This is a genomic window from Nitrospira sp. (assembly GCA_005116745.1).
GTDB lineage: Bacteria > Nitrospirota > Nitrospiria > Nitrospirales > Nitrospiraceae > Nitrospira_D.
This window is the reverse complement of the sequence record SWDS01000006.1, coordinates 900,118-913,858: the sequence shown is the minus strand read 5'-3', so window position 1 is coordinate 913,858 and position 13,741 is coordinate 900,118. Positions and strand designations below refer to the sequence as shown.

Annotated in this window: 13 protein-coding genes; 2 read left to right on the top strand and 11 right to left on the bottom strand. The window is 56.2% G+C overall.

Annotated elements, in window-relative coordinates; all coding sequences use genetic code 11:
- Positions 1 to 99 precede the first annotated feature (99 nt).
- The gene (locus tag E8D52_10150) at positions 100 to 1,887 is read left to right on the top strand and encodes a hypothetical protein (GenBank protein ID TKB69311.1); all 1,788 of its coding nucleotides are present in this window, start codon (positions 100 to 102) and stop codon (positions 1,885 to 1,887) included.
- Positions 1,888 to 1,938: 51 nt separating this feature from the next.
- Here the strand turns inward: E8D52_10150 and E8D52_10145 are convergent, their stop codons facing one another.
- From E8D52_10145 to E8D52_10120, 6 genes are all read right to left on the bottom strand, one after another.
- Positions 1,939 to 2,277, bottom strand: coding sequence for a hypothetical protein (locus E8D52_10145; GenBank protein TKB69310.1), 339 nt, complete (start codon positions 2,275 to 2,277; stop codon positions 1,939 to 1,941).
- 239 nt (positions 2,278 to 2,516) lie between these two features.
- Positions 2,517 to 2,963: a VOC family protein gene (locus E8D52_10140; protein TKB69309.1), complete on the bottom strand. Its 447-nt coding sequence runs from the start codon at positions 2,961 to 2,963 to the stop codon at positions 2,517 to 2,519.
- Positions 2,960 to 3,388, bottom strand: a complete 429-nt coding sequence (locus E8D52_10135) for a hypothetical protein (protein ID TKB69471.1) — start codon at positions 3,386 to 3,388, stop codon at positions 2,960 to 2,962. The genes E8D52_10140 and E8D52_10135 overlap by 4 nt, the downstream gene beginning before the upstream one ends.
- Positions 3,389 to 3,403: 15 nt before the next feature.
- Complete coding sequence (locus E8D52_10130) at positions 3,404 to 4,510, bottom strand: (2Fe-2S)-binding protein (protein ID TKB69308.1); 1,107 nt, start codon at positions 4,508 to 4,510, stop codon at positions 3,404 to 3,406.
- Between the two features lie 118 nt (positions 4,511 to 4,628).
- Positions 4,629 to 5,384, bottom strand: coding sequence for an MBL fold metallo-hydrolase (locus E8D52_10125; GenBank protein ID TKB69307.1), 756 nt, complete (start codon positions 5,382 to 5,384; stop codon positions 4,629 to 4,631).
- Positions 5,385 to 5,432: 48 nt separating this feature from the next.
- Positions 5,433 to 8,831: an adenylate/guanylate cyclase domain-containing protein gene (locus E8D52_10120; GenBank protein ID TKB69306.1), complete on the bottom strand. Its 3,399-nt coding sequence runs from the start codon at positions 8,829 to 8,831 to the stop codon at positions 5,433 to 5,435.
- 33 nt (positions 8,832 to 8,864) lie between these two features.
- Between E8D52_10120 and E8D52_10115 the strand changes: the two genes are divergently transcribed.
- On the top strand, positions 8,865 to 9,068 hold the full coding sequence (locus E8D52_10115; GenBank protein ID TKB69305.1) for a hypothetical protein: 204 nt from the start codon (positions 8,865 to 8,867) through the stop codon (positions 9,066 to 9,068).
- Positions 9,069 to 9,101: 33 nt separating this feature from the next.
- Here the strand turns inward: E8D52_10115 and E8D52_10110 are convergent, their stop codons facing one another.
- From E8D52_10110 to E8D52_10090, 5 genes are all read right to left on the bottom strand, one after another.
- Positions 9,102 to 11,180 carry a universal stress protein gene (locus tag E8D52_10110; GenBank protein ID TKB69304.1) on the bottom strand — a complete coding sequence of 693 codons (2,079 nt, stop codon included), beginning with the start codon at positions 11,178 to 11,180 and terminating at the stop codon, positions 9,102 to 9,104.
- 199 nt (positions 11,181 to 11,379) lie between these two features.
- Positions 11,380 to 11,751 (bottom strand): ester cyclase, encoded by a 372-nt coding sequence (locus E8D52_10105; GenBank protein ID TKB69303.1) that lies wholly within the window; start codon positions 11,749 to 11,751, stop codon positions 11,380 to 11,382.
- Complete coding sequence (locus E8D52_10100) at positions 11,748 to 12,182, bottom strand: VOC family protein (protein TKB69302.1); 435 nt, start codon at positions 12,180 to 12,182, stop codon at positions 11,748 to 11,750. The genes E8D52_10105 and E8D52_10100 overlap by 4 nt, the downstream gene beginning before the upstream one ends.
- A complete protein-coding gene (locus tag E8D52_10095) occupies positions 12,182 to 12,853 on the bottom strand; it encodes a DsbA family oxidoreductase (GenBank protein TKB69301.1) in 672 nt (223 codons plus the stop codon). The genes E8D52_10100 and E8D52_10095 overlap by 1 nt, the downstream gene beginning before the upstream one ends.
- Positions 12,846 to 13,736 carry a pirin family protein gene (locus E8D52_10090; protein TKB69300.1) on the bottom strand — a complete coding sequence of 297 codons (891 nt, stop codon included), beginning with the start codon at positions 13,734 to 13,736 and terminating at the stop codon, positions 12,846 to 12,848. Before E8D52_10090 ends, E8D52_10095 begins: the two co-directional genes overlap by 8 nt.
- Positions 13,737 to 13,741: the final 5 nt, after the last annotated feature.

The following is a 13,741-nucleotide window of genomic DNA, read 5'->3' as shown; positions in this document are numbered from 1 at the left end:
CTCCCTCCGAGATGGTTGAGATGAGATCGCGCGGCTGAGTATATCCTTTCGTCATAGAGTTTCGCACGTCCCGTGGTGGCGGCATTATTCGCCTCGTCTATGATAGTTTGGTCCCCCGGTCTTGTCGCCTTGCTACCGGTCGGGCCACGGCAGGTCAATCGCGAAGAGCGTGTGCTTAAGAGGCGTTACGTGCAGCCTGATCCCGTATTCTTTCAAGATCTTGCCATTGTATTCCTTGCGGCTGTCGCAGGTGGCGTACTCGCTCGACTTGCCGGGCAGCCATTGATCCTTGGCTACGTGCTAGGCGGGATCGCCATCGGTCCGTTTACCCCGGGACCTATTATCTCGGGATCTCACACGTTCGATCTCTTTGCGGAGATCGGCGTCATTCTCTTGATGTTTTCGATCGGACTTGAGTTTTCCGTGAAGGACCTGATGGGCGTCAAATGGGTCGCTCTCGCCGGCGGACCGCTGGGGATCCTCATGGCCATCGGATTGGCAGTCGTGACGGGGAGCCTGATCGGGTGGTCTATGACCCAAAGTATCGTGATCGGAGCGGTCATTTCCATAGCGAGCACCATGGTACTCGCCCGCATGCTTGTTGATCGAGGCGAACTTCGTACAAAGCACGGACGAGTGATGATCGGCATCGCTTTGGTCGAAGACGTGGCCGTCGTAGCCATGACGGTGCTCATGCCTGCTCTCGGAGAGTTCGACTCGGGACGATTGCTCGTGATCGGTCAAGCCTTGGCAAAAGCGCTCTTGATTCTCGTGCCGGTGGGATACTTGGGCACGAAAGTCATTCCGCCGATCATGACACACGTCGCCAGAACCCAGAACCAGGAACTGTTCCTGCTCGTCACCCTGGCAATCAGCCTTGGGACCGCCGCCGTCACGCAGATGATCGGACTCTCCCTCGCTTTGGGGGCCTTCCTAGCTGGCCTCATTATCAGCGCATCTGGGTATGGCCACGAGACCTTGGCCCGGTTGCTCTCGCTCCGTGATGCCTTCGTCGCGCTCTTCTTCGTGACCATCGGTATTTTGATTGACCCGCGCGTGATCATCGATAACCTGTCCCTGCTTGTCACAATGGTTGGCTTGATCGTGGGCGGGATGTTCGTGATTTGGACGGCCGTCGTGCGATTGTTCGGCTACTCTTGGACCACGGCATTCTTGGCAGGAATCGGCCTCACTCAGATCGGCGAATTTTCGTTTGTCCTTGTGCAGGTCGCCAAAGCGGCCGGCCATATCGGCGAGGAAGTATACAATGCGACGCTTGCGGCTTCTGTCATCACGATTCTCATGAATGCGGCTCTTGTGAGGTATGTGCCCGGCTGGTTCGTCCAGCGGCGTCTCGACCATACTCCGCACGAGACAGCGCATTGGCCACTGGAAGGCGAACCGCTCCGGCACCATGTCGTCCTGTGCGGATTTGGACGGGTCGGCAGCTCCCTCGGGAAAGCGTTAGAGAGCTTCAATCTTCCGTATGTGGTCATCGATCGGGATCCGGACATCGTTCGCCGGCTACAGAGCCGAGGCACAGCCTGTCTATATGGCGATGCCTCGCATCGCGAACTACTCGTGAAGGCCGGAGCGGCGGACGCGTCGCTGATCATCGTGGCACTGCCTGAAATTGAGCCCGCTGCATTAACGGTGGGTCGCATGCGCGACCTCAATCCAAAAGTCCAGATTTTAGCCCGGGCGCATGGACTCGCGGAAGCGGAACGACTCGGTGCACTTGGCGCGACTGAAGTTATTCAGCCAGAAGTCGAGGCATCGGCGACATTGATCCGGCATGCCTTGGCCTGGTTCGGGGTACCAAAGGACCGCATTCTGGACTACGTGGTTCAGTACCGGCAGTCCATGGAAAGAAAACGGACAAGTTAAACGAGCACAACGCGCATCCGCCCGACCCCAATCACTGCTACCCTTTTTACCTCATTCCACCTCGATCGTAACGACCGCTTCGGCGCTCAATGCGTCGTGATCATGGCTCGCCGTCACAAGCTTGATCTCATGCGCGCCGCGCGTAAGCCCCTTGAGCATGCCTTTGAACCCTCTTTGATACGCCCCGTCCAGGTAACAATGGACGTGCGTGGCCTGAGCGCCCTTCGACAGCTTGTACCTCACTTCGACGGAATCCCCTCTGATCACTTCGCCCTGCATCGGGCTCACGATCGTGAGTCGGCTGCCGTCGGCATCGGCGGCCCGACCATCCACGCCGCTTCCCAATGACAACAGGCCAAAGAACAGTGACATCACAATGACACGAATCATTTTGCACCTCTTTGAATGATAATCGGCGATGAAGCTTTCGTGCTCTTCACTCATCGAACGCATCAGCCTGATGCTACCCTCCGGCGCTACACCGATGACTTTTGATGGATTCCCTGACAGCCAAAGGCCTTTCAAAATCAGGCCCAATCCATCTCTTGCCCAGATCGTTGTTCCCTCCACATCGGCAGCGGCGATGAGGTTCAGCGACTTCTCGTCCGTTGCTGAGAAAGATATCAGGATCATAGATACAGCGGTTTAATCGGGGACACAACCGCCGCTGGATCGTTTTTCCATACTGACTCGTCTGCGTCAACATAGAGTTCAACTTCGTTCCCGTCTGGATCTTTCAGATAAAGGCTCTGGCTGACGGTATGATCGCTCATGCCATCGATCGGGATCCCGGTCCCGTCCAGCTCTCGTTTCACCTGGCGCAGCTCGTCAAGACTGTCGCCGACTTTGATCCCGATATGATAGAGCCCTCGATGCCGTCCTGTCGGCGGTCCCGGCGCATCGCCAACTTGAATCAACAATAGCTCATGATGTGTGCGACCAGATGTCAGTGCAGCTGCGGCTCCATTGAAGATCCGCCCGACTTCCTTGAATCCCAGCAGGTCTCGATAGAAACCAAGCGATCGTTGCAAATCCTTTACATAGAACACGACATGGCCAAGATAATGGGCCTTCATCTGACTCCCCCCTTCTTAGGAATAGACTGCATCAGTAATGCTCTGACCGCTGCGTGCGCCAGCACCACATCGGGGCTTCGTTGCAGCGCATCGTGATACTGCCGGCTGAATCCCTCACCCTCTTCCGTTGGCATCATAAGGGTCTGCACAGACGCCAGCAGAGGTGGGATTGCCTCGCGGGATGCGGGGTCATTCGATTCGCTGAGTTCATCAAGCTTGGCGATTGATTGGGAAAGCGGACGCAACCAGGCGAACCAGGCATCGTTCAACACCAGCTGCAAAAACGCACCATTGGAGGGAATCCGTCCATGCACACGCTCATAGGCCACTCGTTCGTCGTCCAACAAGGCCTTGTGCAGGCGAAGCAGCGCGCGAAACAGATTGTCCTGAGAGACGTCCCGTCCACTTGCCCTTGGCTCTGGCATCATAATGCCTCCTCGTTACCCAGTCGGCTCACTGTCAAGCTGATGCGCCTTGCGCCCACCCCGGGCAAGCGGGTGCTCAGGTAGTTGACCGGCGACCATCAACTCGGCCATATCCACAGCACGGGCCACAAGCTCCTGCGCTCCCTCACGCAGCTCTCGACTGTTCTGCACTTCGACCACATTTCGCTCCATGTCCTCGGCGCTCCAACCTCTCGAATGGGCGATGAACGGGAACTGTGGAAACTGGCAGCCGACTTCGGCAAAAAATGTCATGAGCTGTCCGGCTACGCCTTGGACATTGTCTTGGCCGCCCATAATGATGAATGCCGCCACTTTATTCTTGAGCAGGTGCTTGTTCGCGATCGTCTCCTGGTTTTGAATACAGTTCATCCGCTCAACCATTTTGTAATACAGGCTGCTGGCGTTACCCCAACGAATCGGCGTGGCGATCAAAATCACATCGGCCCAATGGACGATCGCTTCATACACGCGGTCGAGCTGATCCGTCGGGTCCAGTTGCGTGATCGAACAGGGCCAGGTACAGGCCTTCGCCGATTTGGAATAGTAGCCCTCGCATGGGCGAAAGTTCAGATCCCGCAACTTGATGTACTGGGTCTCAAGTTGTAGCTTGCGCCGCGCATGGTCTAACGCCGCTTCAAGCAATGCATCCGATCCGCTGAAGCGCGGATGGTCACGCGTCATCGCCGTGGTCGAGATCCCCACAACCCGGATCGGTCCTGCCTGGCGGACGACTGGTCTGGCCAAAGGGTGCGGTTTGTGAGCCTGCTTCTTGCGCTTTGTCGCGGATGACAAATCGATATACACACGGCCATTCTCAATCTTGATCGTGTAGGCAGGTACCTGATCTTGTTCGTACCCTGCTTCGCCCTGACCAGTTTTGTGGTGGAACTTCCAGTAATGCCAGGGACAAACGACATAGTCGCCGGCGAGCTGACCTTCCCCCAACGGACCACCTGCGTGATTGCAGACTCCGGAGATCGCGGCAAATGCACCATCCTTGTACGTCAGGGCGATGGTTGTCTTACTGAAAGAGATTGCCTGCAGCGGCTTCTGTTTCAGTTCTTCAACGCTTCCAACATCGGTCCATTCCGCATCCGGCATGACATGCTCCTTCAGTGCTGGCTTTGTTCAACTCCCCTTTGCCTGCAGGGATTCACAGGCACCACAAGAACGGCTATGAAGTTGAGACGGCTCTATCATTTGCGTTGTGGATCGCCTGCTAAAGCCGTATCGTCATCCCATCCTTTCCCTTCCAGATCTTCCCTCCATACTGTTCCCCCGCTTGCGCTTTTACATCATACCGATCCGCAATGGGATAGAAATGGGATAGTACGAGCTGGCCGACGGAGGCCTCCTGAGCGACCTGGCCACATTGTCCGGCATGCAAATGCACAGGGCCTGGTCGATTAGCTGGGAACGAACAATCCAGAACAGCAAGATCTGCATCTCCGCAGAGTCGAACCAGACTGCGGCAATATTGCGAGTCTCCTGAATACGCCAGTGCTTTCCCGTCATATTCAAGTCTGTAGCCCAAACAGTGCAAACGGGGACTGTGGATGACTCGTTGTGGGAGAATCTTCGTCTTCCCGATCCAGAATGGCCGATCATGGACTTCCTTCAACGTCACGCCGAACGGTGCGCGGCTAAAGCCTGGGAGCGTCGCGAACAGAACCTTGAAGAGACTTTTTGTCCCCGGCGGACCGATGATGGTGAGCGGCGGCCGTTTCCCGCCCTGATACTTGGTGAAGATCACCGCGTCGAAGAAAAAAGTGATGAAATCTGAAAAATGGTCCGCGTGAAAATGGGAGATCAGAATGTGGGTGATCTGATTTCGATCCACGCCGGTTTTGATGAGATTCATCAAGGTGCGCGGACCAAAATCCAGCAGAATATCGTGATCCGTGCGCACCAGATAGCCGGCGGCGGCACGGCTCGGGTGCACATTGGTCCCGGACCCAAGAATGGTCAGCTGCATAGCTCACTCATCGACACAACAAATTTTGAGAACAGGGCAAGATCGGTCTCACACATGAAGCTGCTCAAGAATGTTCCGAGCCTCAATCAAGTCGGGATTGGCAACCTGCTTCTGAAACCGGGAACAGACGGAATGCAAGACCAGTTTCGCGGCATCCAGCCGATTCAGCTTTCTCAAGAGTCTGGCCATACTCACCGCAGCTCGAAGTTCCAGCATGTTTGCATGCTGATCCTGTGCGACCCTCAGGGCTTCAGCGAAACACTGCTCCGCGGCAGAGACGGACGGCTCGGACTGTTCCAGCAACAGTTCCCCTTTCAGCCGAAGCAGTTCCGCTTGCCAAAACAGTTCTCCCCCAGTGACGGCAAGCGTCAGCGCTTCCTCTATTGTGGCCAAGCCTTCGTCAATTCGTTTCTTTCGTAAATAGAGTTCTGCAAGCAACGCCAGTGTAAACGTGTTATCGAGCGTTCCACCTGTATCCCGAGTAGCGGCAAGCCCGTGCAGTAACGTGCCGAGCCCTTCCTCCTGGCCAGTTTCGGCCAACGCCCAGCCTTGAGAGGTCGTCGCCCACGCCAATCCCAATGCAAAGGAGTATTGTGTTGACACCGCAATGGCTTCGTCGGTGAGCTCCAGTGTTCTCGTCGCATTGCGGACAGCGGAATAGATCCGGGAAAGAAAAGCTAAAGTAAAAACCAGAGTGTATGGGTGTTCTGCCGCCCTCGCCATGCGAATGGCCTCCAGCGCTAGCGTTTCAGTTTGCTCCACCTCACCCAATATCCATAATGTCCTGGCTAGCAAAATCCTCGCGGTTATCCCAGGATCTTGACCATAGCGTAAGGCCAGTGAGCGATGTTGATTCGGATCATCCAGGGATATTGCGGTGAGCAGATGATGTTTTGCTTCGTCAAACCGACCAAGGAAGAAATAGGTCGAACCCGACAGGTGGTGAGCATCAATCAGTAGATCTGAGATTTGCTCTTGAGTAGCCAGAGAAAGGAGATTTTCGGCCAGGCTGCAAGCTCTAGCGATCTGCCCTCTGACCAGGTGAAAGACCCATAGTCCTTTAATGGCGAGAAATTGATGCACGGAGCCGCTGGTCTCCTGTAACAAGTCCTTCGCTCTTTGATAATTTTCTCCCATGTCGTCGGATGCATATCCTTTGACGGACAGCATGGGGGCTCCGCGTGCGAGTAGGATCTCCAACTCCAAGGCATTACGCTCCGGGCTTTGCGGCAGATCTTTGAGTAAATCGAGAGCACTATTAAAATGATTCAGCGCTTCGACATTGGCTGACCGATCCGTGTCTCTGCGGGCTGCAAAACGCCAATACATGATGGCCTGACGAGTCAAACCTGCCTGTTCAAAGTGGTAGGCCAGGAGTTCCGGTTCCAACTGCACACGCTCGGCGAACTTTTCTTCCAGTGTTTTGGCAATGCGGGCATGGAGGAGTCGGCGAGATTTTTTGGGAAGCGTGTTGTAGGCCGCCTCTTGGACGAGCATATGCTTAAAACGATAGCGCGACAGCGATCGTTCACTCTCTTGCAGAATGAGCCCCGAAGCGACAAACCGATCAAGGGCACTATTGAGCTCGCTGTCCGTTATCTCAACGGTGGCCCGCAGCAGCTCATAGGTGAATTCCCGTCCGATTGCGGCTCCGATCTGAACAATTTCCTTGATCGGCCCTAATCGGTCCACCCGCTCCATGAGCAACGCTTGCAGACTGTCTGGAATGATCATGTCCTTTAACGGAGCCTTGAGGGCAAATGAGTCGGTTCCCTCAGCCAGCAATCCAGTCTCCAGGAGATTCTCCGTCAACTCTTCGATATACAACGGCACCCCGTCGGTCTTGGCCAGAATCGCCTGCTGCACCTCTTGCGGAAGCGTCTTTCCTCTGGTCATCGTCGCAATCAGCTCGGCGCTCTGCCGGCGCGGAAGCCGGCTCAACGTCAGAAACGTGACGTGACTGTATTCTACCCACACCGGCCTGAAGTCGGGCCGAAAGGTGATCACTACCAGCACGCGCATCTGCCTGATCCGGTCGATGATGCGCGTCATGAGATCGAGCGTGGTGGGATCAAGCCAATGCGCATCCTCCACAATGAGCAACACCGGGGAATGGTCCGCCAGCCGTTGCAGATACTGCACGAGCGCTTCCAGAGTCATGTCCTTGCGTTTGTCGGGCGACACATTCAACAGCTGGCCCTGTTCAGTTCCTTCAATCGAGAGCAGATCCGCAAACAGGGCAACCGTGATCCGGTCGTTGAGCCCGCTATTCGCCATGAGCGTATCAAGTTTCTGCCGTTGCGTGGGGATGTTATCCTCACCGGCCAGCCCGGCTGCCTGCCGCAGATACGTCATCACGGGATACAGGACCGTATTGGTATGGTGCGGTGAGCACTGGGATGGGATCGTCTCATAATGGTCCCCCGTCAGTTGGTCACGCAGATGTCGAACCAGCCGCGATTTGCCGATGCCGGCCTCACCGCAGAGAAGGACGACCTGTCCTTCCCCCTCCACTGCCTCGCGCCAGCGACCCAAGACAAGCGCCGTTTCATGCTCTCTGCCTATGAAATTGACTAATCGGTCGGATCGATACGACTCGAACCGGCTGGCCGACGGCTTGGCACTCAACACCTGCCAGACCCGGACCGGCGTTTCGAATCCTTTGAGAGCAACCGTCCCCTGATCAGCACACTCAAACTCACCCCCGACAAGACGCTTCGTCACCGAATCAACAATCAATTGATTCGGCGCCGCCAATCCCTGGAGGCGAGAGGCCAGATTCGGAGTTTCACCGAACACCGACCGTTCCGTGGCCGTGTTCTGTCCGATGAGTTCGCCCACAATGACGAGACCGGTCGCGATCCCGATTCGCGCCGCGATTTCAAATTCCTGATCAGGGTAATGCTCGCGAGGAAGAGCCTTCACCAACTCCAACACGGCGAGTCCGGCATGCACCGCACGCTCCGCGTCGTGCTCATGGGCATGGGGATACCCAAAATACACCAAGAGTCCATCACCCATGTATTTTGCGATATAGCCGTTGAATCGGCTGATCGCCTCACCACAGGTATCGAGAAAACGTCGGATAGAGGCTTGGAGGTCCTCGGGGTCTAGCCGACGAGCCAGCGCCGTCGAGCCCACAAGATCACAAAACATGACGGTCAATTGGCGACGCTCCGATTGATCTTGGCCGGAAGGAAAGGGCGTTGCTTCCGGGCCGGTTGCGATGGGTACAGGCTGAAGACCATCGCCGTCGGCCTTTTGTGACAGTTGCGCGATGGCGCGCAGGAGTTTCTTCCGATGGCCGAGCACAACACCCAGGGATGCCAAATCACCGTCGTTCAGTTCGGGCAAGACGTCCCATGTGATGGCGTTCTGCTGAAAGGCTTCCCGATAGTGATCAAGGCCGAGACTTTCCAGCCATGCCGAGACGCGATCATCCATCATGACGGCTCAAGCCTGGTTCGGTGAACACCGGACATGGAGTCATGGCTTCTTGCAGCCGGTGACACGTTGAGTGATAATATCGCCATGGCCAACGGTGCTTCCCCAGCAAAGACCGCTCATCGGAGCATCATCCGGCACATCGAACATCGACTCATCTCGATCGGAATGTCGGTGGTCGCCTACGTACTCGAGAGAGCCGTCCTACGCTCGATCAGAAGCGACAAAACCAAATCGTAGAGTCCGCTGAACCGCCGGCAGAACAACGCACCGTCAACGTCCCCGCATGAGATCGAAGACCAGTCCAAGGGTCAGCAGTCCGGCGACGATCCCAAACGTGACCGGTATCCAATCTGCAACTGTTCCCGACATGACCGTGAGCGCACTAGAGAGGATGCTTGTTGCAGCGGCAACGCCCAGCGCAAGGCGCCGTCCCGTCCGTCGAACCATCTCTTCGAGCGAATTGGCCTTGAAATTCACCACAAGTTTCTGACCGGGACGAGCACCGATCAGGTGTTCGATCGCTTCGGTCACCCGTTCGGCTCGTACTTTAAACTTTTGCACCTGGTATGCGAGTGCTTTGGGATCGAGCGCGGCTCCCATGCGCTTGATCATGACGCGCATCAAAAACTTGCCGGCGACGTCATATGGATCGAGTTTTGGATCGAGATTCGCCGTCGCCAGTTGGACCTGCGCCAGCGCCTTGGCTGCGAGTGTCAGCGACGCCGGCATCGGCACGCCGTGCCGAAATGCGATTGTGCTCATTTCCTGCAACAGCGGTCCGATCTGCATCTCGGCGAGAGCCGCCTTGCGGTATTTCGCCATCACGTCACCGACTTCGCTTTGAAACCGTTGGACGTCCAGATCACTGCGGTCGATCGCACCCGTCATCATCAGCGTGACATCGCTGAGAAACACCACATCTTCCTTCCACAGAGCCATCAGCAACAACATGAGATGTTCCCGTACGCTGGCATCGATGGCGCCGACCATTCCAAAGTCGAGAATGTAAATGCGGTTCTTCCACCACATGAGATTGCCCGGGTGAGGATCGGCATGGAAGAAACCGTCGACGACGATCTGCTTGTAGAAACTTTCCAACAGCTGGCGGGCCGCCTCGATACGCTCCTGGCCTTCCGGCGCCTGTGCGATCGGGCCGCCTTGAATCTCCTCCATCACCAATAAGCGAGACGTCGACAGCTCCCGATACACAGCGGGGACCGCCAACCGATCATAGTCTGTGAGCACGGTCTGCATCCGCCCGATATTCTCAACTTCTTGGCAAAAGTCGAGTTCACGCTGGAGCGACGTGGAGAGGTGCTTGAATACCGCCTCCATATTCACTACTTGGTTGAGGGCCTGACGTTGCCCGACTTTCTGAGCGAATATCTCGAGCAGGGCGAGATCCTGCTCGATGTCCACTCGGGCAGTGGGTCGTTGAACTTTGACGACGACTCGGTCGCCGTGTTCGAGTGTGGCCCGATGGACTTGGGCAATGGTCCCGGCGGCGAGTGGTTTGGGATCGATCGACTCAAACACATCCTCCCACGGCACCCCCAACTCTTGTTCAGCGACTCGAACGACTTCACGCTCGGACATGGGAGGCACGTGACTCTGCAACATCGCGAGTTCTTCGATGTATTCCGCAGGAAGGAGATCCGGGCGGGTCGACAGCACCTGGCCGAGCTTTGAAAAGGTCGGGCCCAGTTCCTCCAGCGCCGTGCGTAGGCGCTTGGCCTGCTGACGGCGAATGGATCCGTCTGATTGATCGGGCTGGCTGAAGAGCTCCTTGAGGCCATGCTTCGCCATGACCGTCGCGATATGCATGGCTCGTCCCGCCAGGTGAGGCTCAGACGTGTGAGATTCACCCTTGGACTGAAGCACTCGCACCGATTCAGGAACCTGCTCACCTCTGGACAGGAGGGTATTCACAATAATGACGGTGCAATGGGAATTGTGGCTGATGCGATTCGGTACGTTACCGAGCAAGAACTCCTTTCGTCCGGCCATGCCCGAATTACCAACCACCAGGACATCAATGGCTTCGCTCTCAGCGGCACGGACGATTGCCAATGCCGGATCGGAATCTATGATGACAAGAGCATGCCCTCGCTCTCCAGCCAGCTGCCTCACGACCTGTGCAAGCTCCTCATTGGCGGCAGCGGCTCGCGTATGTTCAGCTGCGCCGAATTCCGTGGTGGCCGGGTGGTTCGGCACGATCACCTGCGCCACAAACAGCTCTGCCCCATAGCGGTTGGCGAACTCAGCGGCCCACTGAACAGCGTGGTCTGCCGTTTTGGAGCGGTCCGTACCCACCATCACGCGTCGTATGGCGTTGCCATGCATGCCCATCTCGCCCTCAACCCTTTCATAGGAAGAGAATTATTCCCACAGTCTGACGCAGCTCAGTATCTCTACGTCATTTTGATCAGGGGAGCGCTACCCACGATCGTCTGCAAGATTTCCATCTTTAGATTTTCGACACCTCCCATATTCTTTCATTGTAAGGCGGGCATGAGCAACTCCTTGGAAGATGGGTTTGCTTGGTTCCTTACCTCTTGGAGCCTGTATCATAATAAAACCGCTCATGAATGATCTTGCCATTCTTCCACTTGGCCACCACGACCTGTTCCATGTGAACCGGTTGCCCGCTCGTCGCGATAAAGTCGAGGCTGCATTCGTAGAAGGTCACGTTGTCGCCCACACCCTGAGCCGTGACGTTGAACCCTTTCCACTCCTTCACACCACTCATGAACTGTTTTTCACGCTCGATGTTCGCCGCGAGCCCCTTTGTTGGAGGATTGGCGTTGTCCTGCATCACAGTATCCTTGTCGTAGAACTCACTCATGGCCTCAATGATCTTGCCTTGGCGGATGTAGCCGAACAGATCGTTCAGCCGCTGCTGCAGAGTGCTGGTGCTCATGCGTTCTTCTCCTTGTTCGATTTGCCGGTGAATGTAATGCCTGTTTTCTGCACTTCCCGATACGGCAACAGCCAGACTAGCGATTCATCGCTGAGATCGCCGACCTGGAAACGATTCCCCCAGGGATCGCGGAAATCGCATCGCAAGTCGGACGCCGGTTTCAACTTGTACTTGTTGATCATCTTCTTGCGCACTTCCTTGATCTGTTGCGCGTCCCGGACCATCAAGCCAAAATGTTTCATACGATCCGGCTGCAATTCCTCCACTTCAAAAATCGCCAGGAACTGATGCTCTCCAAGCTTGCACCAGACCGCTCCTTCCCCACCACGTAGCATCTTCAGCCCAAATACATCTTGATAGAACCTCGCGGCCTTCTTGGCATCGGTCACTTCAATCACGACATGGTTACAACCATAGACTTGAACGGCCATTACACACCTGCCTTTCCCACTGACAAGCCCGCTGCACTCTGCCTGAATGCAGCTAAGAACTGTTCAGGAGGCTGCGCGCCGGAAAGCACATAGGCTCCATTGATTACGAAATAGGGAACACCTCGTATGCCCATATGATGGCCAGCGGCTTCCTCTGCCTTCACAGCTTCTATCCCCCCATCGCCCGCCAGAAAGGTTTCAATCGCTGCTTGATCAAGCCCCGCATGAGCGGCAATTTTGGACAACGTCTCGATACTCCCGATATCTCCTCCCTCCAGGAAATACTGGCGAAACAGCATCTCGACCATCTCATCCTGTTTGCCCTGATGCCCCGCCAACCAGATGAGGCGATGCGCGGTGAATGTGTTCGGCGTGCGAGCTATTCTCTCAAACGCGAAGAGGATGCCTTCTTCAACACCAACCCGCGAGACTTGGTCGTAGATGGCTTGAGCGGCGGCAGAGCCACCGAACTTCGCGTCAAGGTACTGTCGTCGATCCATCCCGTTGCGCGGCATGGTCGGGTTCAATTGAAAGGGCCGCCATCGGATAGTCGCAAGTACACCATCCCATGCCTTGAGTGCCCGTTCCAGCCGCCGCTTCCCCACATAGCACCAGGGGCAGATCACATCCGAGTAAATGTCGATGTGGAGTGCGGCATCCTGCTCACTCATAGGACAAATGCCCCATCTTGCCCGCTCGATAATCTTCCACAGCTTGTGCGAGTTCCGCTTGCGTATTCATGACGAACGGCCCATAGCGCGCGATCGGCTCCTCGATCGGCTCTCCGCCGAGAACAAGTATCGTCGTATCCTCTTCCGCCTGAAGCGCCACTCGCTCACCCTTGCGCCCCAAGAGAGCGATCTCAGCCTCTCCCACCGCCTGTGCCCCGTTGATAACGACCCGCCCCTGCAATACAAATACGGACATGGTGAATCCATCGGGCAAGGACAATTCCGTCTGACACCCCGCCTTCAATCGCAGATCATACAGATGGACCGGGCTGAAGGTCCTGGCCGGACCCTTCCGCCCGTGACATTCTCCGGCAATGACCCGTAGCCGACCGGCTCCTCCGGCGAGCTCAACGACCGGAATCTCATCGCGGACAAGCGTTTGGTACCGGGGAGGCGACATCTTGACCGACCTCGGCAGATTGACCCATAGCTGGACCCCTTCCAGCGTGCCTCCGCGCTTTGCAAACTCGCTCTCGTGCAATTCTTCATGCACAATGCCGGATGCAGCCGTCATCCACTGCACATCACCTGGGCCGATAACGCCGCCGCTTCCGGTTGAATCACGATGCGCCACACTGCCTTGATACATGATCGTGACAGTTTCAAACCCTCGATGCGGATGCTCACCCACACCAAGACGCCGATCCGTCGGCGAGAAAACCTCCGGCCCCATATAATCCAGGAGCAGGAATGGAGACAATTGCTCACCCACACCGGAGCCCGGAATCATGTTCCTCACAGGAAATCCATCTCCCACCATATGCCTCGACCCCGGTGGATAGACGCCGAGCACTTCCTTGATTACAGCCGTCCCTGTAGCCATGTGGT

Bases quoted from the DNA above. Each gene is read 5' to 3' on its own strand.
- E8D52_10100 (TKB69302.1), bottom strand. From the start codon at position 12,182: ATGGCCGTTCAAGTCTATGGTTGTAACCATGTCGTGATTGAAGTGACC.
- E8D52_10120 (TKB69306.1), bottom strand. From the start codon at position 8,831: ATGATGGATGATCGCGTCTCGGCATGGCTGGAAAGTCTCGGCCTTGAT.
- E8D52_10145 (TKB69310.1), bottom strand. From the start codon at position 2,277: ATGATTCGTGTCATTGTGATGTCACTGTTCTTTGGCCTGTTGTCATTG.
- E8D52_10125 (TKB69307.1), bottom strand. From the start codon at position 5,384: ATGCAGCTGACCATTCTTGGGTCCGGGACCAATGTGCACCCGAGCCGT.
- E8D52_10140 (TKB69309.1), bottom strand. From the start codon at position 2,963: ATGAAGGCCCATTATCTTGGCCATGTCGTGTTCTATGTAAAGGATTTG.
- E8D52_10150 (TKB69311.1), top strand. From the start codon at position 100: ATGATAGTTTGGTCCCCCGGTCTTGTCGCCTTGCTACCGGTCGGGCCA.
- E8D52_10115 (TKB69305.1), top strand. From the start codon at position 8,865: ATGGAGTCATGGCTTCTTGCAGCCGGTGACACGTTGAGTGATAATATC.
- E8D52_10095 (TKB69301.1), bottom strand. From the start codon at position 12,853: ATGAGTGAGCAGGATGCCGCACTCCACATCGACATTTACTCGGATGTG.
- E8D52_10090 (TKB69300.1), bottom strand. From the start codon at position 13,736: ATGGCTACAGGGACGGCTGTAATCAAGGAAGTGCTCGGCGTCTATCCA.
- E8D52_10105 (TKB69303.1), bottom strand. From the start codon at position 11,751: ATGAGCACCAGCACTCTGCAGCAGCGGCTGAACGATCTGTTCGGCTAC.
- E8D52_10135 (TKB69471.1), bottom strand. From the start codon at position 3,388: ATGCCAGAGCCAAGGGCAAGTGGACGGGACGTCTCTCAGGACAATCTG.
- E8D52_10130 (TKB69308.1), bottom strand. From the start codon at position 4,510: ATGCCGGATGCGGAATGGACCGATGTTGGAAGCGTTGAAGAACTGAAA.
- E8D52_10110 (TKB69304.1), bottom strand. From the start codon at position 11,180: ATGGGCATGCATGGCAACGCCATACGACGCGTGATGGTGGGTACGGAC.